General features: G+C 63.6%; 24 protein-coding genes. 6 read left to right on the top strand and 18 right to left on the bottom strand.

Annotated elements, in window-relative coordinates; translation table 11 throughout:
* A partial coding sequence (locus tag JX325_RS02820; RefSeq protein ID WP_204789664.1) for a M56 family metallopeptidase occupies positions 1-2,858 on the top strand: 2,858 nt, incomplete at its 5' end.
* Positions 2,859-2,949: 91 nt separating this feature from the next.
* Here JX325_RS02820 and JX325_RS02815 read toward each other — a convergent pair.
* The gene (locus JX325_RS02815) at positions 2,950-3,402 is read right to left on the bottom strand and encodes a YjbQ family protein (RefSeq protein WP_204789663.1); all 453 of its coding nucleotides are present in this window, start codon (positions 3,400-3,402) and stop codon (positions 2,950-2,952) included.
* A gap of 91 nt (positions 3,403-3,493) precedes the next feature.
* Here JX325_RS02815 and JX325_RS02810 point away from each other — a divergent pair, with 91 nt between their 5' ends.
* Positions 3,494-4,309 carry a carbon-nitrogen hydrolase family protein gene (locus JX325_RS02810; protein WP_204789662.1) on the top strand — a complete coding sequence of 272 codons (816 nt, stop codon included), beginning with the start codon at positions 3,494-3,496 and terminating at the stop codon, positions 4,307-4,309.
* A complete protein-coding gene (locus JX325_RS02805; protein WP_204789661.1) occupies positions 4,306-4,623 on the top strand; it encodes an MGMT family protein in 318 nt (105 codons plus the stop codon). The genes JX325_RS02810 and JX325_RS02805 overlap by 4 nt, the downstream gene beginning before the upstream one ends.
* Positions 4,624-4,649: 26 nt before the next feature.
* Here JX325_RS02805 and tsaD read toward each other — a convergent pair whose 3' ends face one another.
* The 6 genes from tsaD to polA are packed head-to-tail and all read right to left on the bottom strand — an operon-like array spanning position 4,650 to position 10,442.
* Positions 4,650-5,672, bottom strand: a complete 1,023-nt coding sequence (tsaD, locus tag JX325_RS02800) for a tRNA (adenosine(37)-N6)-threonylcarbamoyltransferase complex transferase subunit TsaD (protein WP_204789666.1) — start codon at positions 5,670-5,672, stop codon at positions 4,650-4,652.
* Between the two features lie 12 nt (positions 5,673-5,684).
* A complete protein-coding gene (locus JX325_RS02795) occupies positions 5,685-6,281 on the bottom strand; it encodes a GNAT family N-acetyltransferase (RefSeq protein WP_204789660.1) in 597 nt (198 codons plus the stop codon).
* Positions 6,278-6,757, bottom strand: a complete 480-nt coding sequence (rimI, locus tag JX325_RS02790) for a ribosomal protein S18-alanine N-acetyltransferase (RefSeq protein WP_204789659.1) — start codon at positions 6,755-6,757, stop codon at positions 6,278-6,280. Before rimI ends, JX325_RS02795 begins: the two co-directional genes overlap by 4 nt.
* 12 nt (positions 6,758-6,769) lie before the next feature.
* Positions 6,770-7,618 carry a DMT family transporter gene (locus JX325_RS02785; protein WP_204789658.1) on the bottom strand — a complete coding sequence of 283 codons (849 nt, stop codon included), beginning with the start codon at positions 7,616-7,618 and terminating at the stop codon, positions 6,770-6,772.
* Complete coding sequence (locus tag JX325_RS02780; protein ID WP_204789657.1) at positions 7,615-7,785, bottom strand: hypothetical protein; 171 nt, start codon at positions 7,783-7,785, stop codon at positions 7,615-7,617. The genes JX325_RS02785 and JX325_RS02780 overlap by 4 nt, the downstream gene beginning before the upstream one ends.
* Positions 7,782-10,442: a DNA polymerase I gene (polA, locus tag JX325_RS02775; RefSeq protein WP_204789656.1), complete on the bottom strand. Its 2,661-nt coding sequence runs from the start codon at positions 10,440-10,442 to the stop codon at positions 7,782-7,784. The genes JX325_RS02780 and polA overlap by 4 nt, the downstream gene beginning before the upstream one ends.
* Before the next feature lie 1,643 nt (positions 10,443-12,085).
* On the opposite strand from polA, the gene JX325_RS02770 reads away from it, so the two are divergent.
* Positions 12,086-12,454, top strand: coding sequence for a RidA family protein (locus JX325_RS02770; protein WP_204789655.1), 369 nt, complete (start codon positions 12,086-12,088; stop codon positions 12,452-12,454).
* 76 nt (positions 12,455-12,530) lie between these two features.
* Here the strand turns inward: JX325_RS02770 and JX325_RS02765 are convergent, their stop codons facing one another.
* The 9 genes from JX325_RS02765 to JX325_RS02725 form a co-directional block, all read right to left on the bottom strand.
* On the bottom strand, positions 12,531-13,883 hold the full coding sequence (locus JX325_RS02765; protein WP_204789654.1) for a uracil-xanthine permease family protein: 1,353 nt from the start codon (positions 13,881-13,883) through the stop codon (positions 12,531-12,533).
* A 179-nt stretch (positions 13,884-14,062) separates the two neighbouring features.
* On the bottom strand, positions 14,063-15,070 hold the full coding sequence (locus JX325_RS02760) for an NAD(P)H-dependent glycerol-3-phosphate dehydrogenase (protein ID WP_204789653.1): 1,008 nt from the start codon (positions 15,068-15,070) through the stop codon (positions 14,063-14,065).
* Positions 15,067-15,705 carry a glycerol-3-phosphate 1-O-acyltransferase PlsY gene (gene plsY / locus JX325_RS02755; protein WP_204789652.1) on the bottom strand — a complete coding sequence of 213 codons (639 nt, stop codon included), beginning with the start codon at positions 15,703-15,705 and terminating at the stop codon, positions 15,067-15,069. The genes JX325_RS02760 and plsY overlap by 4 nt, the downstream gene beginning before the upstream one ends.
* A gap of 2 nt (positions 15,706-15,707) precedes the next feature.
* A complete protein-coding gene (gene der, locus JX325_RS02750) occupies positions 15,708-17,036 on the bottom strand; it encodes a ribosome biogenesis GTPase Der (RefSeq protein WP_204789651.1) in 1,329 nt (442 codons plus the stop codon).
* Between the two features lie 149 nt (positions 17,037-17,185).
* Positions 17,186-17,830, bottom strand: a complete 645-nt coding sequence (locus JX325_RS02745) for an ABC-2 transporter permease (RefSeq protein ID WP_204789650.1) — start codon at positions 17,828-17,830, stop codon at positions 17,186-17,188.
* Positions 17,827-18,675 (bottom strand): ABC transporter ATP-binding protein, encoded by an 849-nt coding sequence (locus JX325_RS02740; RefSeq protein ID WP_204789649.1) that lies wholly within the window; start codon positions 18,673-18,675, stop codon positions 17,827-17,829. Before JX325_RS02740 ends, JX325_RS02745 begins: the two co-directional genes overlap by 4 nt.
* 2 nt (positions 18,676-18,677) lie before the next feature.
* Entirely contained in the window at positions 18,678-19,055 is a 378-nt protein-coding gene (locus JX325_RS02735) for a GntR family transcriptional regulator (protein WP_204789665.1), read from the bottom strand.
* A 262-nt stretch (positions 19,056-19,317) separates the two neighbouring features.
* Positions 19,318-21,030: a S8 family peptidase gene (locus JX325_RS02730; RefSeq protein ID WP_204789648.1), complete on the bottom strand. Its 1,713-nt coding sequence runs from the start codon at positions 21,028-21,030 to the stop codon at positions 19,318-19,320.
* Between the two features lie 2 nt (positions 21,031-21,032).
* Entirely contained in the window at positions 21,033-22,589 is a 1,557-nt protein-coding gene (locus tag JX325_RS02725; protein ID WP_204789647.1) for a S8 family peptidase, read from the bottom strand.
* Positions 22,590-22,673: 84 nt separating this feature from the next.
* Here JX325_RS02725 and JX325_RS02720 point away from each other — a divergent pair, with 84 nt between their 5' ends.
* On the top strand, positions 22,674-23,912 hold the full coding sequence (locus JX325_RS02720; protein WP_204789646.1) for a peptidoglycan-binding protein: 1,239 nt from the start codon (positions 22,674-22,676) through the stop codon (positions 23,910-23,912).
* Positions 23,913-24,340: 428 nt separating this feature from the next.
* Here the strand turns inward: JX325_RS02720 and rpmF are convergent, their stop codons facing one another.
* Positions 24,341-24,535 (bottom strand): 50S ribosomal protein L32, encoded by a 195-nt coding sequence (rpmF, locus tag JX325_RS02715; RefSeq protein WP_204789645.1) that lies wholly within the window; start codon positions 24,533-24,535, stop codon positions 24,341-24,343.
* A 44-nt stretch (positions 24,536-24,579) separates the two neighbouring features.
* Complete coding sequence (locus JX325_RS02710; RefSeq protein ID WP_204789644.1) at positions 24,580-25,077, bottom strand: DUF177 domain-containing protein; 498 nt, start codon at positions 25,075-25,077, stop codon at positions 24,580-24,582.
* Between the two features lie 744 nt (positions 25,078-25,821).
* Between JX325_RS02710 and JX325_RS02705 the strand changes: the two genes are divergently transcribed.
* Positions 25,822-26,784 (top strand): RluA family pseudouridine synthase, encoded by a 963-nt coding sequence (locus JX325_RS02705; RefSeq protein ID WP_204789643.1) that lies wholly within the window; start codon positions 25,822-25,824, stop codon positions 26,782-26,784.
* Positions 26,785-26,887: the final 103 nt, after the last annotated feature.

Raw genomic sequence — 26,887 nt, 5'->3', positions numbered from 1 at the left:
ACTTCGGGCTGTTCCGCCCCGCCATTTACCTGACCCCAGCCGCCCTCCAAAGCCCGGACCGCCTCCGGCACGTCCTGGCCCACGAAGAGACCCACGCCCGGCACCTGGACCCCCTCTGGTCCCTGCTCCGGGCCGTGTGCCTGACGGTCTACTGGTTCGACCCCCTGGTCTGGTGGGCGGCCCTGGCCTCCCGGACGGACTGCGAGCTGGCCTGTGACGAGGGGGCCCTCCGGCGGCTGGGGGAGGCGGAGCGGGTGCCCTATGGCCGGACGCTTCTCTCCCTCATCCCCGTGCGGAAAGCCCCGGCGAATCCCCTTCTCTCCGCCACCACCATGACGGCGGGGAAGCGCCAGCTCAAGGACCGGATCACCCGCGTGGCGGAGAACCCGGTCTATCTGGGCCGGGCCCTCTTCGCCGCCGTGGCCCTGGCGGCGCTGGTGTGTGCCGTCACCTTCACCGGGGCCAAAACCCCGGCCCCCGAACCGGNCCGCTTCCACGACGTGGACGAGGCCGTGTCCACTCTGGCAGAGGAGCTGGAAAACTACGGCGGACCGGACGGCGGCATTATGTCCAAGCTGGCCGTCTANACCCCGGAGAACCCGCCGGAGCATTTCGACCTGGAGGACGGCGAGCTGCTGCGGGTCTACTGGGGGATGTCCTACTCCCTGTCCGCCAGCCTCTCGGACCCCATGGGCTGGCTCTGTTCCCTCTACCAGCTCGATTTGGAGCCGGATTATCTGTCCAGAAACATGGAGATTCTGGGCAGCGACGGGCAGTATCAATATGGCATCAGCCGCCCCGACTGGGCCCCGGAGATAAAGCAGGGCCGGACCGAGGGCATGTCCCTGATGAATCAGGTAATCGACCGTGTCCGGGAGACGGTCCTTTCCTGCGAGAGCCTGAAACCGGCGGACCGCCCCGGCTGGAACGCCGCCGTCACCATCCCCCTGGACGGCCTGGAGCCCTATGAGCCCCAAGAGGCGGAGGAGCTTCCCTTCCCCTATGGCTCCCCGAAGATGCTGGGGGGCCTGGAGGACCCGGACCACGTCCTGGGAGACTACGGGCTGATGTTCTTTGAGGGCGGGGACTCCGCCATGGGCGGCGAGGTCTTCGCCGGAGTGCAGCATATGGCCAGAAGCTCCTTTCCCCAGCCCTTCTGGTCCTTCCGCCCCGGCGCGGGCGGGAACTACAGCGCCTCCCTCTTCCGCAACCTCCTGGGCCACGACGGCTTTTGCATCACCTACAACGCAAATGACAGGGAATGGCCCCTCACCAATGAATACTACTATCTANACGAGGAGGGCCGGCCCGTTCTCCTGGCCCGGATGGAGGGCTACACCCAGCCCATCGATCTGGACGGNGACGNAGTAAACGAACTGGTTTCCCAGGACTCCCACGCCNACTGCTTCTACTTCCGCCGGGACGGGANGTNCTACAAAGCGGACCTGCGGCCCCTGCTGTGGACCGTCTGGCCCGAGGGGACCTTCTTCTACTTCGACAACTGGGACCCCGCCACCCGCTCCATGCCCTTCTGGGCCGACATCCGGCTCTCCTCACCAGGAGCCTCCACACTGTCTCAACAACACCGGACCCTGTATTTCGACGGAGAGCACCTTCTGGTCTACAACGACCAGCGGCATTTCACGGACCACATGATCGGGTGGTTCGACGAGGAGTTCACCGTCAAGGNCGCCGCCCTGACGGCGGTGGAGGAGCGGTTCCACGCCTCCCGCCTGGACGGCGCTTTCTGCGACGACTGGCGGATCACCAATATCGGCGAAAGCCACGGGCTGGAGGTGGACGGGAAGTTCTATGTCTTCAAGCAGGTTTCCTATGAGTTCCACACGCCGGAGCTCCAGGACGCCCCGGCGCTGGGCGAGGGGGTACAGGACCACTGGGCCNCTCCCTCCTCCGAGAACCTCTATCTGCTGTTCATGGTCCCCTCGTGGAACTCTTCGGATGAGATTTCTTACGCGGACTTCGTGTATCTTTGCAGCTTCCAACAGGAGGGCAGCCTCGTCCTATCTGAGGAGCTGGTCCGGGAAAAACTCCGGGAGATGCCGCCCTCGGACATCATCTACTTGGGNACCGCCACGCTCCAGGCTGAGACTTCCATCGCCTCTGCCTCCAATCTANCCCAGGCGGTGATGGACCGTCTCATGGAGGGGGATACCATCAATATGACCCTGCTGGCCTCCGAAGGGGGCGGGCGGTACGACGTAGCCCCCCAGGCCCTGGCGGACTGGATCGGGGAATTTACGGACAGGTATCACTGGAGCTATGCCGAGGACCCCGGCAGCATGCCCGCCGGGTCCCTGCTGATGATGAGCCCCGGCGGGGAATTGAGCCTCCGCTTCTGGCCGGAAAGCGAGTTGGTCCTGCTCAACACCCGCCATCTTGGCCGCCAGGAATCCGTTTGGCTTCGGGCGGAGCCCGCGCCTGGAACGCCGTCCATTTTCCATCTGGCGCAGTCCTGGTATGAGATCGCGGAGGGCCAGAGCATCCCCATTCAAGAGACGCTGGATGAGATATTATCTGATGGCGCTGCGCTCTTTTCCCTCTTCACCCAAGGGGAGGAAAACGTAAAGACCCGCACGGTGAATGCCGGTCAGCTTGACCAAGCAGCAGCCTTTACGGAAAACTATGAATGGGCTCTGGCTCCGGGCTATTACTCCCGTTCCCCCGAGGAGCTGGAACTGTCCTCCCCGGACCGCCGGCAAAGTTTCGCTTTCAACCCTCACAATACGCTTGTAGGGCTCCGGCAGAACAATCAAACCTTCTGGTTCCGGGTCCAGCCCAAAGTGGAAGGCCCTTCCATCTATGACTTCGTGTACGAATGGTATGAAGCGGCAGACTGAACTGTAAAAAAGACGGCGGCGGGAATCTTCCCGCCGCCGCTCTTTACCGTATTGCCAAAGGAATCCGCCCACGATTCTCCCGTCCCACGGCCTACTCCCCCATCACCTGAAACACGATGTCCCGGACCCGGTTTCTCGTGTCGCACTCCACCAGAGTTAAATTCTGCCAGGGCCCCACGGTGATCTTCCCGTCCACAAAGGGCACGGTGATGAAGGGGGACAGCAGCGCCGCCTTGATATGGGAAGAGCCGTTGTCATCGTGCCAGGTCTCATGGTGCCAGTAGGGCACCACATGTCCCTTCTCGTCCAGATAAGGGGAAAACACATCCAGCGCCGCCTTCAAATCGTGGTTTACCATCCCCGGCTCAAACTCCAGGGTGGTCAGCCCCGCCACGCCCCCGGTGGTGAAGCCCGTCACCGTCCCGGCGNAGATGCCGTGCTCCCGGCACGCCGCCGAAACCGCGTGCTGGAAATCCTCCGTCACGTCGATCATGCCCATGTGGGCTTTGGTCTGGTAGGTTTTCTTCTCCGTATAGACTGCCATGGTTTGGCCTCCTTGTTCGTTTTTCGTATTGTATCACGGTTCGGCCTGTGATACAATCCATATTGTATCAATCCGAAAGGGAGNGCTGTCCATGCGCGCCGCGCTGATTCAAATGCCCGTCACGGCGGACAAATCGGAAAACCTGGAAACCGCCTGCCTCCGCCTCCGGGAGGCCAAGGCCCGGGGGGCGGACATCGCCGTCCTGCCGGAGATGTTCTGCTGTCCCTATGACAACGCCTGCTTCCGCTCCTACGGAGAAACGCAGGGCGGAGAAGTTCAGCGGGCCCTGTCCGCCCTGGCGGCGGAGCTGGCGCTGTACGTGGTAGGCGGCTCCCTGCCGGAGCTGGAGGGGGACCGGGTCTACAACACCAGCTTTGTCTACGGGCGGAAGGGAGAGCTTCTGGCAAAGCACCGGAAGGCCCACNTCTTCGACATCGACGTGGAGGGGGGCCAGCGCTTCCGGGAGTCCGACGTCCTTTCCCCGGGAAATGCCGTCACCACCTTCGAGACGGAGTTCGGCGCCATGGGCCTTTGCGTCTGCTTCGACTTCCGGTTTGCGGAGCTGGCCCGGTGCATGTGCCTCCGGGGGGCCAGGTGCATCTTTGTCCCCGCCGCCTTCAATATGACCACCGGCCCCGCCCACTGGGAGCTCCTTTTCCGCCAGCGGGCGGTGGACAACCAGTGCTTCACCGTGGGGGTCTCCCCCGCCCGGGACGAGACGGCCTCTTATGTGGCCTACGGGCATTCCATCGCCGTGGACCCCTGGGGCAGCATTCTCTGCCAGGCCGGGTCCGGGGAGGCCACGCTGTACGCCGATCTGAACCTCCGCCGGGTGGAGTCCGTCCGCCGCCAGCTCCCCATTCTCTCCGCCCGGCGGACGGACCTCTACGAGGTGCGGGAGCGATGAGGGGGGAAACCTTTGCCGCCTTCCGGGAGATTGTCCGCCGGATTCCCGCCGGGAAGGTGGCTACCTATGGGCAGATTGCCCATTTGGCGGGGAGGCCCCGCTGTGCCCGGGCGGTGGGCTGCGCCATGGCGGGCTGTCAGGACCCCTCCGTCCCCTGCCACCGGGTGGTGGACCGCCTGGGAGGCACCAAGGCCGCCTTTGACCTGTACGCCCCCGGAACCCAGCGGGCCCTGCTGGAGGCGGAGGGTGCGGTCTTCCGGCCGGACGGCACGGTGGACTTGGCGCGGTGCCAATGGGACCCCCTGGAGGGGTAGAAAAAGCGCGTGAAGGGAGTATCCCCTCACGCGTTTTTCAGCTCCTCGGAAATGTCCCGGGTGGCGTAGGCGTTCAGTTCCATTCCTGCCGTATGGCCCGCCAGGAACTCGTAATAGCCCTGGGCGGCAATCATGGCCCCGTTGTCCCCGCAGAGGCGCAGGGGCGGCAGGTACAGCTTGATCCCCGCCTCCCGGCAGGCCCGCTCCAGATCCGCCCGCACGATGGAATTGGCGGCTACGCCTCCGGCGGCCACAAGGGTTCCCCGCCCCGTCAGCCGGACCGCCTCCATGGCCCGGGGCACCAGGGTATCGCTGACGGCCTGGGTGAAGTCCCGGGCCAGGGCCCCCCGGTCCAGGGGCTCTCCCACCTGCTCCGCGTGATGGGCCAGGTTCACCACCGCTGTTTTCAGGCCGGAAAAGCTCATGTCCAGGGGCGCGCCGTCCACCTGAGCGTGGGGCAGGTGATACACGCCGCCCGCCGACTGCCGGGCCAGCTCATCGATGGGCTTCCCACCAGGATAGGACAGCCCCAACACCCGGGCTGCCTTGTCAAAGCACTCCCCCGCCGCGTCGTCCCGGGTGCCTCCCAATATTTTCATATCCGTATAGCCCGCCACGTCGATGAGCAGGGTGTTCCCCCCGGAGATAGCCAGGGCCAGAAAGGGGGGCTCCAGCTCGGGGAAGGCCAGGTAGTTGGCGGCAATATGGCCCCGGATATGGTGAACAGGAATCAACGGGACCCCCAGCCCCAGGGCGGCGGACTTGGCGAAGCTCAGCCCCACCAGCACCGCGCCGATAAGCCCCGGCGCGTAAGTCACCGCCACCGCGTCGATATCGCTGCGGGTACAGCCCGCGTCCGTCAGAGCCTTTTCCGTCAGGGCGGCGATGGCCTCCANATGCTTCCGGGAGGCGATCTCCGGCACCACGCCGCCGTACAGGGCGTGAATCTCCACCTGGGAGGCGATGGCGTCGGACAGCACGGTCCGTCCGTCCTCCACCACCGCCACGGCGGTTTCGTCACAGGAGGACTCAAAACCAAGAATTTTCATCATGTCCCTCCCTCAGTCTTCATTCCAGGGAACCTGGCGAATGGGTCCCGCCGCCGGGTCCCGGGGGATGCGGACGTAGCGCTCATACTTCTCCTTGGGGAAACGGTCCCGGTAGATGAAGCGGTTCTCCTCCATCAGCCGCCCGTCCGGCACGGGCCCCTCGGAGAGGTACAGGGTCTTGTAGTGGGCGCCGAACACGTCCGTGTCGTACCCGGCGGTGCGCAGCCCGTTCCTGGCGTAAAATCCCAGGCGGCGCTCCGCCATCGCCGGGTCCGGGGCGTGGACGGGGGCCTCGCTCTCCACCAAAATAACCGTGTCCCCCTCCGCCTGGCGCAAAAGCTTCAGCATCAAGGCCCCCGCGCCGCTGTTCCGGCGGTCCTCCGCCACGCAGAGGTAGTCCAGCAGCGCCCAGCCGGGGCGGCCCAGCCAGAGGAAGCACTCCCCCGCGATCTCCTCCCCGTCAAAGAGGCACCAGGGCTGGTAGCAGCCGTCCCGGCACATGGCCTGGATGTTGGCCAGGGGTTTCAGCTCCGACGGGGGGAAGGAGGGCTTCAAGTCCCGCTCGTAAACCATCGCCACCTGCTCCGGCGAGGCCAGTTTCAGTTTCATTCGTCCGTCTCCTCTTCCCCCGTCAGGTCCAGGGTCATGATGACCGCGTCCTCCTTTGGGTGCTCATAGTAATTCTTCCGCCGCCCCACACCTCGAAAGCCCCGGCTTCCGTACAGCGCGATGGCGGGATAGTTGGAGGCCCGGACCTCCAGGGTCAAAAAGGCCAATTGATTGCCCTTGGCAAAGTCCAGAAAGACCTGCAAAAGCTGTCCCGCCACCCCCTGGCGGCGGCAGTCCGGCCGGACCGCCACGTTGAGGATATAGCCCTCGTCCAGCACCACCTGGAGTCCCGCGTAGCCCGCCACGGCCCCCTGCCCGTCCAGGGCCACCAGGAAAGCCGCCAGGTCGTTTTCCAGCTCCTCTTTCAGCATGTTCCGGGACCAGGGGTCCGGGAAGCAGACCCGTTCCAGCTCCGCCACCTCGTCCAGATGGTCCCCGTTCATGGGGACGATTTGAACCTTCATACTCTGTTCCATAAACGCTCCTTCCTACGCTTCCTCCCGGCTGTAGAGCCCGATGCCCAGCAGAATCAGCGTCCCGCCGAACACCACCAGAACGCCGGGCCGCTCCCTGAAGAGGAGCAGCCCCCACACGGAGGCCAGCACCGGCTCCAGCAGATTCGCCGTGGAAATAAAGGCCGGAGGCAGGTACTTCAGGCCCCAGCTGAATACACTGTGGCCCAGCAGCGTGCAGAATACCGCCATCCCCAGGCCCGCCAGCAGATTGACCGGGCCCCAGCCTATAAGGGCCTGTCCTCCCGCCAGGGCGGCGGCCAGCACCGTCCCCGCCGCCGAGGTATAGACCAAGGTTGTGTACACCGTGGTGGAGAGGGTCCTCCGGCAGACGGCCCCCAGCATGGTATAGACCGCCATGCACACGGACCCCGTCAGGGCGAACAGGTTCCCCCGGAGGGCCGTCCCTCCTCCCCCGGAGTCCGCCAGAGCCACCGCCACGCTGCCGCCGAAGGCCAGCAGCACCGCCGTCCACGCCCGGCGGCTGAGCTTTTTCCGCAAAACCAGCACCGAGGCCAGGGCCACAAACAGCACTTCCGTGTCCACCAGCACCACCGCCGCGGCGATGGAGGTCCAGCGGAGGGACTCGAAGTAACAGGCGAAGTGGACCCCCAGAAAGGCCCCGCTGAGAAGGCTCAGAGAGAGCTCCCGCCGCCGGAGGGCCCGAAACTCCCCCCGCCGGGCAAAGGCCAGGGGAAGCAGCAGCAGGACGGAAAAGGCCATGCGGTAAAAGGCCAGCACCAGGGACGGCGCTGTGGACCAGCGGACAAAGACGGCGGAGAGGGACACCCCCGCCACGCCCAAAAGAACGATGAGGCGCTTCATGCCGGTGCCTCCCTTCTATAGCCCAGGTGGACGCCGGTATGCCCAATGCCCAAAACCACGACCCCCGGCAGCATCTGCCACGCCCGGCCGTAAATTCCCAGCAGAAAAAAGGCTGCTGCCGGCAGGCTGGCTCCCGCCAGCCAGGAAAAACCGATTTCTTCCGTCATCCCTTCGCCTCCAGCCAGTTCTTTCCCCAGTGGGCCTCCGCCGTCAGGGGGACGCTGAGGCGGACCACGTTCTCCATCTCTTCTTCCAGCAGCCTCGCCACNTCCGCCGCCTCGTCCTCGAAGCACTCCACAATCAGCTCGTCGTGAACCTGGAGGACCAGCCGGGCCTGGGGCTTCTCCGCNCGAAGGCGCTTCCACACCGCCGCCATGGCCAGCTTCATTACGTCCGCCGCCGTTCCCTGGATGGGCATGTTCAGCGCCACCCGCTCGCCGAAGGACTGCATATTTTTATTGGATGAAATCAGCTCCGGCAGGTCCCGGCGGCGGTGGAAGAGGGTTTCCACATAGCCCGTCTCCCGGGCCTTTTTGACCACCTCATCCATATAATGGCGCACGCCGGGAAAGGCGGCAAAATAGCCGTCCATATATTCCCTGGCCTCCGCCACGGTGACCCCCAGGTCCTGGCTTAAGGAAAAAGCGGAGATGCCGTAGACAATGCCGAAGTTCACCGCCTTGGCCNGGCGGCGCATCTCGTGGGTCACGTCCTCCCGGGCCACATGAAAGACCTTGGCCGCCGTCTCGGCGTGGAAGTCGCCTCCCGGCNGGAAGGCCTNCCGCATAGCCTCGTCCCCGGCGATGTGGGCCAGAATGCGCAGCTCAATCTGGGAATAGTCCGCGTCCACCAGAACGCAGCCCTCCGCCGCCGTGAACATCCGGCGAAACTCGCTGCCAAGGTCCGTCCTTGTGGGGATGTTCTGCAAATTCGGCTCCGTGGAGCTGAGGCGGCCCGTGGCGGTAACGNTCATCTGGAAGTTTGTCCGCACCCGCCCGTCGGGGTCCATGGCCTTCAAAAGCCCGTCGGCGTATGTGGATTTCAGCTTGGCGTACTGCCGGTATTCCAGCACTGCGTCCACAATGGGGTGCTGGAGCTTTTCCAGCACGTCGGCATTGGTGGACCAGCCGGTTTTCGTCTTTTTCCCGTGGGGCAGGCCCAGGCGATCGAACAGCACTTCCCCCAGCTGCTTGGGAGAGTTGATGTTGAACTTGCCCCCGGCCATCTCGTAAATGGCGGTCTCCCGCTCCGCCATCCGGGCGGAGAGGCTCTCGCCGAATTCCGCCAGAGCCCGGGCGTCCACGCCGCAGCCCGTCCGCTCCATCTCCGCCAGCACCCGGCACAGGGGCAGCTCGGCGGTCTGGAACAACCCCCACTGGCCCCGCTCCCGGATCCTGGGGACCAGCGCCTCATAGATCGCCTCCACCGCCGTGACGCAGCTGTCCAGGGAAGCGGCGGCCTCTCCGTCCCCCAGGAGGGAGAAAGCGTCCGGCTCCAGATAGAGGGGCTTTGGCAGCTCCTCGTTAAAATAGGCGACAAACAGCCTCTGGAGGTCGTAGCTCCCCGCCGTCGCGTCCAGCAGGTAGGCCCCCAGGGCGGTGTCGAAAACAAAGCCCTCCGCCGGGAAGCCGCTCTCCAGCAGCATCCGGGTCAGGTCCTTGACGTTGTGGGAAACCTTCTTGATCTCCTCTGAAAACAGGGCGGAGAGAAGGCAGTTCCAGTCCCCCTGATACCGTTCAAAAAACAGCTCCGCCATGACGGCGGGGCCCTCCCCCGTCTCACAATAGACTCCCACGGCGGAGCAGTCCGGCCGGGCCAGCAGGGATACGTGATCCGCCTCTTTCCAGAGGGCCAGCAGCTCCTCTCCCCGGGCGGGGTCTGTCACTGTCTCCCCCACGGCGGCAGCGGCCTCCCGGGCCTCCGGGACCGGGGCGCTGTCCGGGCTGAGGCCGAATTTCTCAATGAGCTTGGTGAACTCCAGCTTCAAAAACAGGGGGTATGCTCCGGGGCCCGGAGCTTTTCTCCGGTTGTCCTCCGGGCGGAAGTCCAGGGGCGCGTCGGTGACGATGGTGGCCAGCCAGTAAGAATGCCGGGCGTCCGCCTCTCCCTCCGCCAGCTTTTTGATAATGCCGGGCTTGGCGGGGGTGTCCGGGGCGGTCACGATTTCCTGCATGTGGGCATAGAGATGTTCAATCGAGCCATACATTTGAACCAGGCCCATGGCGGTCTTCTCCCCCACGCCCTTCACGCCGGGGATGTTGTCGGAGCTGTCCCCCATCAGGGCCTTCAAATCAATCATGTGGATGGGGGCGAAGCCGTACTCCTCCCGAAAGGCCTCCTCCGTCATGTCCTTCGTCGTGGTCTGGCCCATGCGGGTGGAGACCAGCTTCACCTTCGTGTGTTCATCAATCAGCTGGAGGCTGTCCTTGTCTCCGGTGACAACGACGCACTCCCAGCCCGCCCCGGCGCACTTCCGGGAAATGGTGCCCAGGAGATCGTCGGCCTCCCAGCCCTCCAGCTCATAGCGGGGGATGTTCAGCGCGTCCAGCACCTCCTTGAGGACCGGCACCTGCACTCGCAGCTCCTCCGGCATGGGCTTCCGGGTGGCTTTATAANCCGCGTCCGCCTTGTGGCGGAAGGTGGGGGCGTGGAGGTCGAAGGTGACGCAGACCGCGTCCGGGGACTCCTCCCCCTCCAGGCGCAGCAGCGTCGTCAGAAAGCCGAAGACGGCGTGGGTATAGAGCCCGTCCCGGGTCGTCAGAGGCCGGATGCCGTAGTAGGCCCGGTTGATGATGCTGTTTCCGTCGATGACCATGAGCTTCATAAGGGTGACCTCCTGTCAAAAGGAAAAATTACAGTCTGGATGATTATACCACGTCTAAACCGGATTCACAACAGCGGAAGCTCCTGTTTTTTCGTTTCCGGTTTGTCGCTTTTTGTTTTTCTTTTGTAACTTCTTCCCGAAGGGAAGCTGTCATACTTTATAATAAGCATTTGATACAAGGAAAGGAGTTCTGTCCATGCGCCGATTAGAAGTCTTCACCCTGGCGCTGGCCTGTCTGCTCACGCTCACCGCCTGCGGCGGCGGGGCGGAGGCGCCGGACGCCGGGCGGGACCCGCTTCCCCCGGACGGCGGCGAGGATATGACCGTCTATGACTGCGGCGGGCTGAGCGTAGCCCTGCCCACCGAACACCTGGACCTCCTGCGGGTAGATACGGACTTCCCCGACGCTGAGGAGAGCTGGAAGCCCCTGATCTCCGTTTACGAAAAAGCCTCCTACGAGGCGGCCATGGAGGACTTCGGCGGCGAGGGGGGCTTCCTCTTCGGCTTTCTGGCGATGGACCAGGCGGCCTTTGAGCAGCANATCNGCTCCGACGGCTCCGGCATCGAGGTCTTCGCCACCGACGGGGAGCGGTACTACGCCTACACCTACCCCACCGACGTGCAGTTCTACCGCCCGGATGCCGAAAGCGTCCCGGACCACCCGGACTGGCCTGTGTGGGAGAAGCTCTGCAAGCTGGGCCCCCAGGTCCGGGAGGACTTCCTCACCCGAAACAACCTCCAGTCCTTCTCCGTTCAAGACTTCCTGGGCCGGCTGGACGAAAGCGGGGGCCATGTGGTCCTGAAATACTACCCCTATTTCCTAAAGGACGGCGATACCCGCATCTACAATCAGCTCCTCCTCCGCCAGCCTGCCCGGCAGGGCGAGGGGGGCCTGTGGGCCGTAGAGCAGTGGCTGGACGCGCGGGGCACTCAGTACCTCTACTTCCCCGACAGCGGCAAGCCCGCCGCCGAGCATTACGCGGACCTCCAGGCGGCGTGCGACGCCGGGGAGCATCCCGAGCTGCTGACCCCCGTTGGGGCGGCGGAGGCCTTTGTGAAAGACTACTCCGGCCACGAGACCGCCGAGGGCAGCTTTGAGCGGGTCCCGGAGGTGGACCAGGGCTACATGGAGCGGAACCAGCGCCTCCAGCAGCTGGTGCTGGATCTGGAATTCCGGCCGGAGGACGTGGGCGATATGGACCTTCTAAACTGCGTGGGCGAGGCCACGGGGGACAACTGGGGTGCGCTGGGCCGGTTCATGTACGGCTCTGACTGGTTCAATCCCCTGATGGACGCCGTGGCGGAAGCCGCCGTGGGCGGGGACCAGCAAACCCGGAACCGGGCGGTCATGTCCTTCCTTTTGGCAACGAAAGACGCCCGAACGGACTTCCGCACTCCCCTGGACATAATTCTCCAGACCCAGGCCCAGGCGGACCCCGGCGCTTTCACCGCCGCACTGGCGGAGTTTTCGGAAGAGGACCAGGCCCGCATTCGGTCCAACACCACTGCCCTCAAATGAGCGCCTGTCCCCGGCGCTAAAAAAAGTTTTTCACTTTTCCAAAATTTTCTCACGCCGCCCCTTGCTTTTCTCCGGTACTTGTATTAGAGTAGAAGCATCAAATACAAAAAAGGAGACTGTCATCATGAAAGTTTTGGAAACCAAGAACGCCCCCGGCGCCATCGGCCCCTACTCCCAGGGTTTTGAAGTGAACGGCTTTGTCTACACCTCCGGCCAGATCCCCGTGGACCCCGCCACCGGCGAGNTGCCCGCCGGCATCGCCGCCCAGGCGGAGCAGAGCTGCAAGAACGTGGGCGCCATTCTGGAGGCCGCCGGAGCCGGCTTCGACAAGGTCTTCAAGACCACCTGCTTTCTGGCGGACATGGGCGACTTCGCCGCCTTCAACGAGGTCTACGCCAAGTACTTCACCTCCAAGCCCGCCCGCTCCTGCGTGGCCGTGAAGGACCTGCCCAAGGGCGTCCTCTGCGAGATCGAGGCCATTGCCGCGAAATAANCCGCAAATTTTCCAAAATGAAAGGGTCCCCCTCCGCTGGAGGGGGACCCCTTTTTTCCGTCAGGCGATGTACTTACTACTCCGACACAACCTTCTTGATGTCCATGTCCTTGGGCAGGACCAGGCTCAGGATGATGGAGACCACAAAGACCACGGCCACCACGTTGGAGGCGAAGACGGACTGGCTGGTCTCCGGGAAGATGTGCCAGATATCCGCCTCGCTGGTGGCGGTAAAGCCGATGCCGATGGCCAGGGACAGCGACGCGATGGTCACGTTCCGCTGGGAGAAGCCGCAGTTGGCGATCATCTGCATGCCCGAAATAACGATGGAGCCGAACATCATGATGGTGCATCCGCCCAGCACGGACTCCGGCAGGGAGGCAAAGAAGTTGCCCACCGGCGGCAGAAGGCCCGCCAGCAGCATGCATGCCGCGCCGGTCATGATGGTGAAGCGGTTCACCACCTTGGTCATGGCCACCAGGCCCACGTTCTGCGAGAAGGAGGTTACCGGCGGGCAGCCGAACAGGGCGGCAATGGTGGAGGCGTAGCCGTCGCAGGCCAGGGAGCCGGAGATTTCCTCGCTGGTAATCTCCCGGCCCAGGCCGCCGGAGACCAGGGCGGAGGTATCCCCGATGGTTTCCGCCGCAGAGACCAGGAAGATGATGCACGCGGAGGCCACGGCGCCGGGATGGAACTCCGGCATATAGGGAAGGAACCGGGGCAGGGCTATAAGCCCGCCGGACATCAGCGTCCCCAGGTCCACCTTGCCCATGAAGATGGCCACGATGTAACCCACCACCAGGCCCGCCAGAACGCTGAGCTGCTTGAGGTAGCCCTTGGCCAGGGTGTTCCAGAGGAGGCACGCCGCCAGGGTGACAACACCCAGCATCAGATTCTGGGCGGAACCGAAGTNTTCGGCGTAGCCGCCGCCGAAGGAGCGGGTGCCCACGGTGAAGAGGGAGAAGCCGATGGCCGTCACCACGGAGGCCGCCACGATGGGGGTGATAATCTTCCGCCAGTNCTTCGCCAAAAGGCCCAGGGTGCCCTCCATCAGGCCGCCCACGATGACCGCGCCCACCAGGGAGGGGTAGCCGTAGTTGGCGGCGATGGAGCTGAGCACCGCCACAAAGGTGAAGCTGACGCCCATGACCACCGGCAGCTTGGACCCCACCTTCCAGATGGGATAGAGCTGGATCAGCGTGGCGATGCCCGCCACGAACATGGCGTTTTGCAGCAGGATGGCCACCTCAGCCTGGCTGAGGGCCGGCTGGGCGGAGGCGGCGATGAGGGTGATGGGGGCCAGGTTGGAGACGAACATCGCCAGGATGTGCTTGAGGCCGAAGGGAATGGCCTTCCCCAGGGGGACCCTCCCATCCAATTGGTAAATGTTGTTGATGCTGCATTCCGGGGCCTGTTTTGTCCGGTTCATCGTGATCGCTTCCTTTCTCCGCATACTTGCCCGGACAGACGCCGGGCCCTTGGCTTCCATTATATGCACAAAGGTCGACCTTTGTCAAACAATTTTTTTGTGCTCCTCGCAAAAATTTTGCTGCAAACGAAGAGGACCCGCCTTACGCGGGTCCTCAAATCCTTTTGATCCGTCTTTTCTCAAAGCCACGCGGTGCCCAGGAGCTCATCCTTCCCGGGACGGCCCATCAGCTCCGGGACCACGTCCCGGGCCTGTTTGCCCTGGTACAGCACCTCATAGGCGCACCGGCAGATGGGCATTTCCACGCCCTCCCGGTCCGCCAGCTGGCGGACGCTCTCGGCGGCATAATAGCCCTCCACCACCGCGCCCACTTCCTCCATGGCCTCCTGAACGCTTTTCCCCTGGCCGATGAGGATGCCCGCCCGGTTGTTCCGGGAGTGCATGGAGGTGCAGGTGACAATCAGATCCCCCATGCCCGCAAGCCCTCCGAAGGTCCGCCGGACGCCCCCCAGGTGCTCCCCCAGCCGGGTGATCTCCGCCATGGCCCGGGTCATCAGCAGGGCCTTTGTGTTGTCCTGGAAGCCCAGGCCCGCGCAGATGCCGNAGCTCAGCGCAATCACGTTTTTCAGCGCCGCCGCCAGCTCCACGCCCACAATGTCGTAGCTGGTGTAAACCCGGAAATAATCGCTCATAAACGCGTCCTGGACAAAGCGGGCCTCCTCCAGCTCCGGACACGCCGCCACACAGGCCGTGGGCAGCCGAAGGCCCACCTCCTCCGCGTGGGAGGGGCCGGAAAGGGCCACGATTCCCCGGCAGACATCCCCGGTGGTCTCCCGGAGGACCTGGCTCAGCCGCAGGTTCGTGTCCCGCTCGATGCCCTTGGAAACCGTCACCAGAACGGTCTCGGGCCGCAGGTAGGGGGCCATTTTCTTCCCCGTCTCCCGAACCGCGAAGGAGGGCGGCGCGCTGACCACCAGATCCGCCCCCTCCAGGCAGCTCAGGTCCCCGGTGATGCGCAGCGCCTCCGGCAGGGGGACGCCTTTCAGCCGGGGATTTTCCCGGGTCTTACNCATCTCCTCCGCTCCGGCGGGGGTCCGGGACCANAGGGTCACGTCGTGCCCGTTGCTGCACAGCACCAGCGCCAGGGCCGTGCCCCAGCTGCCGCTGCCCACTACCGCCGCTTTCATGATCCGCCCTCCTTTTNCTTATGGAAGCTCAGCTTCCGTTCCTTGCCGTGGATCAGCCGCTGGGCGTTGCCCCGGTGCTGCCAGACCACCAGCCCCCCCAGGAGGAAGGCCAGCACTACGATTCGAATCTCCGGGTAGCAGTACCAGCTGATAAAGGGGAAGCTGGCCCCGGCCCACAGGGAGCCCAGGGAGACATACCGTGTAACAATTACCAAAATCAGGAAGCCACCCCAGACCACCAGAGCGACGCGCCAGTCGATCATGAGGGCGATGGTGCCGCCGGAGAGGATGCCCTTGCCCCCCTTGAAATGGAACATGCAGGGGAACATGTGGCCCAGAAGGCAGAAGAGGGCCGCGAAATACTTGCCAAGCAGCGGGTCCCAGGCAAAGAGCCAGCTTCCCAGCAGCACGGCGATGACCGCTTTCAGCACGTCGCAGAGAATGACCACGAAGGTCAGTCCGCCGCCGAAGGTCCGGTGGAAGTTCGTCAGCCCGGCGTTGCCGCTGCCGTGGTTCCTCACGTCGTCCCGGAGGATATACTTGGACACGATGACTGCGCCGTTGAAGCAGCCTAGGAGGTAACACGCCAAGGCGATTCCGCCGTAATACAGGAAATACCACCAAATCCCGATCATACTCAAACCTCCTTGTCGCCCCTCTGCCGGACGGAAATCTTGATGGGCGTTCCCTCCAGGCCGAAGGTGTTTCGGATGCAGTTCTCAAGATACCGCTGATAGGAGAAGTGGAAGAGCCTCGTGTCGTTGCAGAAGATCACGTAGTGGGGGGGCTTCACCCCCACCTGGGTCATATAGTAGATTTTCAGCCGCCGCCCCTTGTCCGTGGGGGGCTGAACCCGGGTCTGGGCGTCCGCCAGCACGTCGTTCAGCATACCCGTGGTAATCCGGGTGGCCGCCTGGTTGCTGACGTAGTCGATGAGCTCAAAAAGCCGGTCCACNCGCTGGCCTGTCTTGGCGGAAATGAAGAGGATGGGGGCGTAGGCCATGAAGCTCAGGCCCTCCTGGACCTCCTTGCGCATCCGGTCCATGGTCTTGCCGTCCTTTTCCACCAGGTCCCACTTGTTCACCACGATGATGCTGGCCTTCCCCGCCTCGTGGGCCAGGCCCGCCACCTTCGTGTCCTGCTCCGTGACTCCCTCCGTGGCGTCAATCAGAATCAGGCACACGTCCGAGCGCTCAATGGCCATAGTGGCCCGGAGGACGCTNTACTTTTCAATGGCCTCCTCCACCTTGCTCTTCCGCCGGAGGCCCGCCGTGTCGATGAAGACGAATTTGCCCTTGTCGTTTTCAAACCGGGAGTCGATAGCGTCCCGGGTGGTGCCTGCCATGTCGGAGACAATCACCCGCTCCTCCCCCAGGATTTTGTTCACCAGGGAGGACTTTCCCGCGTTGGGCTTTCCGATAACCGCCACCTTGATGGCGTCGTCCTCCTCTTCCTCCCCGTCCTCCGGCGGGAAGTACTGGAGNCAGGCGTCCAGCAGGTCTNCGGTTCCGTGTCCGTGGACGGCGGAGACGGCGATGGGGTCCCCCAGCCCCAGGTTATAGAACTCGTAGAAATCCGGGTCCGGGGCCCCGGTGGAGTCCATTTTGTTCACCGCCAGGACGATGGGCTTCCCGCTGCGCAGCAGCATGGCGGCCACCTCCTGGTCCGAGGCGGTGAGGCCTGTCCGAATATCCGTCAAAAAGACAATCACCGTGGCGGTCTCGATGGCGGTCCGGGCCTGGTCCCGCATGAACTCCAGAATCTGGCTGTCCGTCCGGGGCTCGATGCCNCCGGTGTCCACCAGGGTGAAGGCCCGCCCGCACCAGTCGGACTCCCCGTAGATGCGGTCCCGGGTGACGCCGGGGGTGTCCTCCACGATGGACAGGCGTTTCCCGATGATTTTATTGAACAGCATGGACTTGCCNACGTTGGGGCGGCCCACGATGGCGATGATAGGCTTTGGCATAAGGGGGCTCCCTCCCGGCGGCGCGCGCCGCCTTGTTTTTTTGAAACATAAAAATCCAGTTTCATTATAACCGGGATGGGCCAAAGGCGCAAGGAAAATCTTTCCGGGAATGGGAAAAGGCGGAGGCATTCAGCCTCCGCCCCAGGAATTTACCGTTTGCAGCGGCAGCCCGCCGCGCTGATTGCCAGGGACGCCAGAAACACCCCCGCCAGGGCCAGCAGAGCCAACGGCAAAAGGGAACGAACATTCTNCGCCAGGAAGGTCAAGTCGGACNGGGCCCACATGCCGGCCTCAAAATTTTTGANNGCGTAAAAGAAGAAGAAGGCCAGGGGAAAGCAGGTAAACTGCGCAACCTGGCTGCCAAGCCAATAGTAAAAGGGCAGATTGAACGCCGCCCAGACCGGCGGAGTCACCGCCGCCACCAGAACCGACCATCTCAATGCCTCCGGCNGGAAGGTCCGGTAAAAGGCGAAAGCCGCCAAATTGGATACCACGGCCCCCGCTATGCTCACCAGCACCGTCAGCAGGACCACGGCGTATTTCCCCGCGAGCACCTTCCCCGCGCCTACCGGCAGGGTCCGCTGGTATTTCCCCCAGGCCGTCTTTTCCTCCTTCTCCAGGGCCGTGAGGTGCAGAAGGCCCACCATCATATCCAGGGCAAACGAGAACAGCATCCCGGCGTAAACGCCGCTTTCGGCCGCGAACAGAATCAAAAGTCCCCCCAGCACCAGCAGGACGATTTTGTCGACGCCCTTGAAAAACAGGCACAAATCCTTGTAAATGATTCCCCTCATGACGCTTCCCCCTTGATATAAAACAGCATGATGTCCTCCAGGGACGCGGCGTCCGCNACGGCCTTGGGATACTTCTTTCCAGCGGCGGAGCGGTCCCGGACCAGGTACTCCGCGCTGACCCCCGTCTCCCGCCGGACGATGTAATCCCCCGGCTCCACCTCCGTGCCCTTGCCGCAGCGGAGGATGCCGTATTGGTCCAGAAGCACGTCCTTCTCCTCCTCGAAGACGATCTTCCCCTGGTGGATCAGCACCGCATAGTCGGCGATCTTCTGGATATCCGAGGTGATATGGGAGGAGAAGAACACGGAATGCTCCTCGTCCTGAATAAAGTCCAGCAGGATGTCCAGAATCTCGTCCCGGATCACCGGGTCCAGGCCCGCCGTGGCCTCGTCCAGAATCAGCAGCCGGGGCCGGTGGGCCAAGGCGGCGGCAATGGACAGCTTCATCTTCATGCCCTTGGAGAAGGTCTTGACCCGCTTCCGCTCCGGCAGAGCGAAGCGCTTCAAATAGCCTCGGTACGCCTGGCCGTCCCAGACGGAATACACCCCGGAGAGGACTTTTTCCACGTCCAGAGGCGTGAAGGCCTCCGGGAAATTACAGGCGTCGAACACCACGCCCAGGTCATTTTTTACGGCGGGGTCAGTATGATCCCGGCCCAGAAGCTCCACGGTCCCGCCGTCTTTTTTCAGATCGTTTAAAATCAGGCGGATGGTGGTGCTCTTCCCCGCGCCGTTTTCCCCAATGAAGCCCACAATGCGGCCCTGGGGCACCTGGAAGGACACGCGGTCCAGGGTGAAGCCCGGGAAGCGCTTGGTGAGGTCCCGGACCAAAATGCTGTTTTCCATGGTCAATCTCCTTCTTCATAAAACAATGTCAGGATGCCCGTCAGTTTCTCCAGCGGGATGCCGTGGGAGCGGCCCAGCTCCGCCGCCCTTTGCAGCAGGCCCTCCGCCTCCCGGAGCCGCTCCTCCCGGATGAACTCCTGATTTTGCGCCGCCACAAAGCTGCCCTTGCCGGAGACCGTCTCGATGAAGCCGTCCCGGGTCAGGTCCTCATAGGCCCGCTGGACCGTGATAACGCTGAGGTGGAGCTCCTTCGCCAGGGCCCGCATAGAGGGCAGGGCCTCCCCGGCGGTTAAGGTTCCGTCCATAATCTGCGTCTTGATCTGCTGGCAAATCTGCTCATAAATCGGTTTGCCGCTGCTGTTGCTGATGAGAATGTCGATAGGATCGCCCCCCTTGTATTGCCCGTACCTTTCGTACTGGTTCGTTAAGTACACTATAGACGCACGAGGGCCGTNTGTCAAGAGGGAATATGAAAAAAGAGAAAAAATTTGGCCTCCACTTAGGCCTTGTTTGAAAATTGGCGGAAAAAGGTGCCCAAAGACGGCGTTTTGCCATTTTCCAAACAAGGCTTAATAGAGGCGTCTATGATTTGGAAAAGCACCCGGCGGGAATCACGCTGAGATTTCCCGCCGGCGCCTCCTCTCACAGCTCCCGCATCAAATGGAAGGTCTGCATCAATTGAATGGCCCCATAGCCCCACTGGTTGTTGGGATACTCCATATCCGGCCGCCGGAGACAGCCCCGGATAAGATACGCCCGAATCTGATAGGTCCCCATGGCCGGTTCGTTTCCCTCCCGGACGCCCCACTGGAGCAGCAGGGCGCAGGTCCCCGCCAGCACCGCCGCCGCCGCGCTGGTGCCGCTCATAAGGCCCGGCCCATAGGGGTAGATGCCTCCGACTCCCACGCCGGGGGCCGTCAGGTCCGGAAGAATCCGTCCGTCCCAGGCGGGGCCCCGGGAGCTCTTGGCGTAGAGGCTTTTGTTGTTGCTGTCATAGGCCCCGCAGCAGATCACTCCCACGGCGGAGGCGGGGCTGGTGACGGTGTAGTCCGGCGTGGCCGCCAGGAACTCCACCGTGGGGGAGACGAAGCCCGTCATGGGCAGCCACACCTGATATCTGCCGTTGAGCAGAATATCCCCGTGGAGCTGGATGGTCCACACCCCCGGAGTGGCCCCCAGAATGCGGATCACCGTCAGCTGTCCCCCGCTGCCCTCCACGGGGAAGTGGTACTCGATCTGGACCCGGGCCGCCTCCAGCACCAGCTTCACGTCGGCGGCGGGGCCGATGCCCGGCTTGGCGGGCACCCGGCCCACCAGCTCCCCGGAGGGGGACCGGACGGAGACGGACAGCCGGTCCGCCACGGTGTTCCACACCGCCATATACACATCCCCGGCGTTTTCCCCCACCTTCAAATCCACGGTGCCCGGCGCCTCCCCGGGCAGGAGGACGCCGCCGGTGTGGTGCCGGGCCTCGGCCTCGTTTCCCGCCGCGGCGCAGAGGCACACCCCCGCCTGAAGGGACGCGCCCCCCAGGTACTCCTCAAAAACGCTGACCCCGTCGTGGCCCCCGGCGTTGGTGCCCAGGCCGATGCAGATGACCACCGGGCGGCCCAGCTGCCGGGCCTTGTGGAGGATGTACTCCACACCCACCATGACGGCGCTGGACTCATAGGCGTGCCCCTGGTCCGCCGGGACACAGTAGCGCTCCCGGNAANAGGGCCGGGCCTTTTTCAGCTTCACGGCGATGATCTCCGCGTCCGGGGCTGCGCCGGAGAAGTCCTCCGTCTGCCGCCCCGCCGCCACGGAGGCCAGGAAGGTGCCGTGGCCGTCCTCGTCCCGCTGGGGCACGATGGCGTAGGGGTCCTGAGAGGCCAGGGCGGCGTTGATCTCCGCGTTGGAGTACTCCCGGCCCAGGAGGAAGCCCTCCGGCGGAGGACCGTCCACGGTCTGGTCGTAGATAGATTGAATCCGGCTGCTGCCGTCCTCATAGCGGAAGACGCTTTGGGTGTAGTCGATGCCGGTATCCAGGAAGCCGATGAGCACCCCCCGCCCCTTCAGGTTCAGGTAGGGCTGGCTCTGGACCTGAGAGATCCCCGCCGCCTCCAGGGCGGGACGGTCCAAAAGCCCCAGCACCACGGAGACGGAGCTGACGAAGGCAGTGCCCAGGGCCTCTTCCAGGTGGTGGAAATTCTCCTGCTTGATGTAGCCCAGGACATAGCGCCCGGAGAGAAACTGCCCGATGACCACCTCGTTTGATCGCTGAACGTAGGCAAAAAAAGCGTCCGTAGCACGGGTGACGAAGTCCACGGTGTCCGGCGCTTGAATGAAAGCCATCGCCTCGGGAGATAAGGCCATGGTTAAAGCCCCCTTTCCAAATGACTGACCAGTTCGTTCATGGTTCCGCAGAGGTTCAGCCGCCCATAGCCCCAAAGAGGATTTGGGTACGACAGGAAGGGGCTGCGGAGGGCCCCCTTGCATAAAAACGCCTTCACCCGCTGGCCGTAGAGAAACGGGTCGTTTCCCTGGACGATGCCCCACTCCATCATCAGCGCCGCCGACCCGGAGACAAAGGGGGCCGCCATGCTGGTGCCGGTGAAGACGTCGTAGCCGCCCCCCGGCTTGGCGGAGCGGACCGCCTCCGCCGGGGCCGTCAGATCCAGGAGCACCCGGCCCGCGCAGTCCTGGTCCCCCCGGCCGGAGAAGGGGCTCACCGTCTCCGTCTCCGGCCGGAAGCCCCCCACGGAGATGGGGTACAGCGCCGTGGCGGGAAGGGTGATGGTCAGATCCGGCTCCGGCTGGAGGAAGGCGGTGCGGTCGCTGACCTCCTCAATGGTGGGCAGCCACACGTCGAAGCGGCCGTCGGCCACCTTCTTGCCGTGGCACCGGAGCTTCCAGAGGCCGTCCAGCCCTCCCGGCGGCGCGTCCAGAAGGAACAGGGCCTCCTGCGTGGCGGTGTAGTGGGTAGGCACGCCGTAGAAAATCGCCGCCCGGATGGGGCCGAAGCGGAGGAAGCGGGTCCCCTCCGTCAGGGGGCCGGTGGTCTGGCCGTTGGGGAGGACCAGCTCGAACACCGCCTCGTCGGCGAAGTTCTTCCAAAGGGAGAGGTAAATCTGGGGCCGCTGGGTGGAAACGGTGAATTCCGCGTCCAGGGTCTCGTTTTCCACCAGCCGCCCCCGGAAGTGGTGGGCCCCGCTGCCCTCGTTCCCGGCGGCGCAGACCACCACGCTCCGCCCCCGCTGGGAAGATTGGTCGATGTAAGCCTCAAAGAGGGACTGCCCCTGGTGGGAACCGCAGTTGGTGCCGTAGCTCAGGTTCACCACGCAGGGCATCCGCCGCTCCTCCGCCTGGTCCAGCAGGTACTTCACCGCCCGCATGATGTCCGTGGTCCGGGAGCTTGAAAGCTTCACGGCGGCGATGGAGGCCCCCGGGGCCGCTCCGCTCCGCCCGGCGGCAATGGCGGCGACGGCGGTGCCGTGGCCGGTCTCGTCGGGGGAGTCCACCAAGCCGGTGGCGATTTCCGCCTTGGTATAGGCCGCTCCGTGGAGGAAGCCCCTGGGTGGCGTGCCCTGGGCCGTCATGTCCCAGAGGCCCACAATGCGGCTGGAGCCGTCGTCCGCCAGAAATTCCGGGTGCCGCAGATCCAGTCCGGAGTCCACAAAGCCGATGAGCACCCCCTGCCCCGTCAGCCCCAGGCCGGTCTCCCGCTGGACCGGAGGGATGCAGGATGCCTCCAGGCTCCGGTCCGCCAGGCTGCTGAGCCGCCGGGCGGGCTCATAGCAGGTGACCTGCCAGTGGGCCAGCAGCCGCTCCGGGGACTCCTCCTCCAGCTCCATGATGGCAAACTGGGCGTCCAGCAGCTCCGTGGGATAGCCCAGGGAGAGGATATCCCCCGTGTATTTGATGATGTATTCCATACAGCCCTCCTGTCCCGATGCTTTGGGCGGTGTCCGGAATGCCCCGCCCGCATAGGATAGTATACGGAAAGGAGGAGCAGCCTTATGAATCCAACTTATACGGACAAGGGCAGCTTGCAGATCTTTGTCACGGCCGGGGAGACCCCGGACCCTATCCCGGAGGCCCGGGTCCGCATTACGGACCCCACGGACGGCAGGGTGCTGGAGGAAGCGGCCACCGACGCCTCGGGCCAGACGCCCTTTATCGAGCTGCCCGCGCCCCCCATGGAGTGGTCTGTGGAGGAGGGGGCGGCGGAGCAGCGGCCCTACGCCGTCTACAATGTCACCGTCTTCGCCCCGGAGCGGGAGACCCTCCACCTGGGCGGGGTGGAACTGCTGCCCGCCGGGCGGGCCATCCAGCGGGCCCCCCTGGCCCCGGCCCGGTCCGGGGGCTTCAATGTACACAATGTGCTCTTAGCCCCTCACGCCCTGTGGGGGGAGCCCTCTAACCGCCCGGAGGAGGCGGAGGTCAAGCCCCTGCCGGAGCCGGAGGGACTGGTCGTCCTGCCGGAGCCGGTGATCCCGGAGTTTGTGGTGGTCCACGACGGGCGGCCCGAGNACGCGTCCNCCCGGAATTACTGGGTCCGGTTCAAGGACTACGTGAAAAACGTGGCGTGCAGTGAAATCTACTCCACCTGGCGGACGGAGGCCATTAAGGCCAACGTGCTGGCCATTACTTCCTTTACTCTAAACCGGGTCTACACAGAGTGGTACCGGGGAAAAGGCTATGACTTCACCGTCACCAGCTCCACGGCTTTCGACCAGTCCTACTCCCACGGGCGGACCATCTTCGAGGAGATCGGCGTGGTGGTGGACGATCTCTTCACCACCTACGTCACCAAGGAGGGCATCGCCCAGCCCCTGTTCACCCAGTACTGCGACGGGCGGCGGACACAGTGCAGCGGTCTGAGCCAGTGGGGCTCTCAAGCGCTTGGGGAGCAGGGCTGGGACGCGGTGAGCATTCTGAAAAAGTACTACGGCTCGGAAATCTACCTCAAAAGCGCGGAGAAGGTGGAGGGCGTCCCCCTGTCCTACGGCGGGGAGGTGCTGACCCTGGGCAGCGAGGGGGAAGCGGTGCGGACCATTCAAGTCCAGCTCAACCGCATCGCGGACAATTTCCCCGCCATTCCCAAGATCCCGGCGGACGGCGTCTATGGCCCCGCCACCCAGGCGGCGGTGACGGAGTTCCAGAAAATCTTCCACCTGCCCCAGACGGGAAGCGTGGACTTCGCCGTCTGGTATGAGATCTCCAATGTGTTCGTGGCGGTGTCCCAGATGGCGTGAAGGGCTTCATCCCGCCGCAGTCTCCCCGCCTCTCTTCAAGCAGGAAGGACCGTCTCGGAACATCGTTCCGAGGCGGTCCTTCTTTGGACTTCAGATATTCCCCTCATGCCCGGCAGGCTCTAAAAAAGCGGCTCAAATAATGAAGATCATGGTTTTTAAACGCTCTGAACGGTCNTTTTTAGCGGCATTCCTGCGCGGGGCGGGCCTCCCCCCCTTTTTGCACTCCGGATGCCNGGTTCAAATCCCCGGCGGCAGGAAAGCCGCCCAAAACAGGAACAACGCCAGCAGGGCGATGCCGGGGAACAGCAAAGAGCGGTAACGGCGGACCGACCGCCGGGGACGCTTGGTGGAACGCATGGGGCATTCTCCTTTCTCCTTTAAGAAAAAAGAGAGGGGAGACAAGCTCCTCTCTCTTGATCCAACAGAACTTACTTCGAGACGACGGACTTCACGACCTTGATCTCCCGGCCGTTGTAAGTACCGCACTCCTGGCACATTCTGTGGGGCAGGTGCATCGCACCGCATTTCGGGCACACGACCAGATTGGGGGCCGTCAGCTTCCAGGTGGAGCTGCGCCGCTTGTCCCTTCTCGCTTTGGATACTTTACCCTTGGGTACTGCCATTGTGACACCNCCTACTCATACAANNNGGCGCNGAGCGCTTCTCGTTATTTCTTATCCAAAAGGCTTGCCAGGGCCGCCAGCCGGGGGTCCGGCTCCCTCTTACAGGAGCAGGGGCCGCGATTCAAATCGGCGCCGCACCGGGGGCACAGTCCCTTGCAATCTTCCGAACACAAAATTTTGCTGTCCATGCCGAGGATGAAGGCCGTCCGGGCCAGGTCGCCCGCGTCCGTCTTTCCGTCCTCCAGCAGGACGATCTCGTCGCTCTCCTCGTTCTGGAGCTCCTCTGCCAGCATACAGCCATAGGAGATCTCCTTTTCCAGGGAAAACTCCTTCCCGCAGCGGTCGCAGACCGCGTCCAGCATGGTCCGGGCCGTCAACTCCAGCTCCAGCAGGTCCGCCGTGTTGCGGATCTCCCCCTCCACCGCTACCGGACGGGAAACGGGCCTTCGTCCGTCGAACTCCAGGCCGGACAGGTCCAGCTCAAACCGGAAGTCCAGCCGCTTGCCGGGGGTGTGGAGTATGGGTCTTACATCAATTACCATAAGCTACCTCGCAACGATACCTTATGTATTATAAAGGATGGTCCCGCCAATGTCAAACAATTTTTTCGTTTTTTGCCCTCTTTTTCATTCTTCCTCGTCTCCGCCCCCAAAGGGCAGGGTGATCCCCAGGAACGTGGGCCGAAAGCCCTTGCGGAGCTTCGCCAGGGAGGGGGTCTTATACGCCTCCTTGGGCCACCGGGCGGCCCAGCCCCCCCGGATCTTTTCCTCCAGCGGGGCGCAGACCGGGTCCTCCATCAGCATGGGGCCCAGGAAGCAGACAATCATCTGCTTGTCGTTCAGCATGGCCAAGGAGCGGTTCCAGGGCTTCTGCCGCTTCCAGCCCTCCGCCAGGCCGTCCAGCAGAACCTCCGCCAGGGCCTCGATGCCCNCCTCTCCGTCCGCCAGCGCCGCCTCCCGGAAGAGGGCGGCGTACCGCTCCCGGTACTCCTGATACGCCTTGTCAAATTCCTTCCCGGTAAACCGGGCCAGCCAAGGCTTCCCATCCTGAATGGCGGCCAGCAGGGTTTCCGCGCTCACTTCCCTCATGGTTCTTCCTCCTTCTCCGGCGGGGATTCCCCGCCGCTTTACCGTCTTTTATCGCTTATCTCATCCCGCCGGCAAGCCCAGCGCAAGCCATGGAAGGGCCGCGCCCAGGTTCCCCGTCTCCGCTTTCCTCTTTAATATATTCTTTACATTTTCCCGCAAAACGGGTATGATGGACAAAACGCTTTCAGGAGGTCCGCCATGCGGGAGCTCACCATCGGAAAAAACGACGCCGGGCAGCGTTTGGACCGTTTTGTCGCCAAGAATCTGCCCCTCCTCCCCCCTGCCCTGCTGCAAAAGTACATCCGCCTCAAGCGGGTGAAGGTCAACGGCAAGGGCTCCAAGAGGGACGCCCGCCTCCAGGCGGGGGATATNCTGCAATTATACATCAACGACGAGTTCTTTGACAAGCCCAAAGAGGAAAATCTCTTCCTCTCCATCTTCCAGCCCCGGCTGAGCATCGTCTATGAGGATGAAAACCTCCTCCTGGTGGACAAGCGCCCCGGCCTGGTGGTCCACGCCGACGAGACGGAAAAGGTCAACACCCTCATCAACCACATCCAGGCGTACCTCTATCAAAAGCGGGAGTGGAGCCCCCGGGACGAGCACGCCTTCGCTCCGGCCCTGTGCAACCGCATCGACCGGAACACCGGAGGCATGGTCATTGCCGCCAAAAACGCGGAAACCCTGCGGATACTCAACGAGAAAATCCGGGCCCACGAGCTGGAGAAATCCTATCTCTGCGTGACGGTGGGCCGCCCCCGTCCGGCGGAGGGGAAGATCGAGGGCTTTCTATTAAAAGACGAGGCGAAAAAGCAGGTGGCCTTCTACCGCCGCCCCGTCCCCGGGGGGAAGTCCGCCGCCACGCTGTACCGGACCCTGGAAACCCGGGGAGAGCTGTCTTTAGTGGAGTGCCGGTTATTGACGGGGCGGACCCATCAGATTCGGGTATCCATGGCGGAGATTGGGTGCCCCCTCCTAGGGGATGGAAAATACGGCGACGGCGCCGTGAACCGAAGATACCAGGAGACCCGGCAGGCGCTGTATGCCTATAAGCTGGGGTTTGCGTTTCCCACCGGCGCAGGGGTGCTGAACTATCTGCGGGGCAGAGAATTTGTGGTAGAGAGCGTGCCGTTTCGGGAGAAATACTTTCCCAAGGGCTGAGGAACCCCCGCCCATAAGGCGGGGGTTCCAGCTTGTCGAAAAAGTCTGCCTACCGGCAGACTTTTTCATGTAAAGATGATAAAATAGGGAGTAAGGGGTGAGG

Source organism: Oscillibacter sp. CU971, assembly GCF_905219725.1.
Taxonomy (GTDB): domain Bacteria; phylum Bacillota; class Clostridia; order Oscillospirales; family Oscillospiraceae; genus Oscillibacter.
This window is presented reverse-complemented; position numbering and strand designations above follow the sequence as displayed.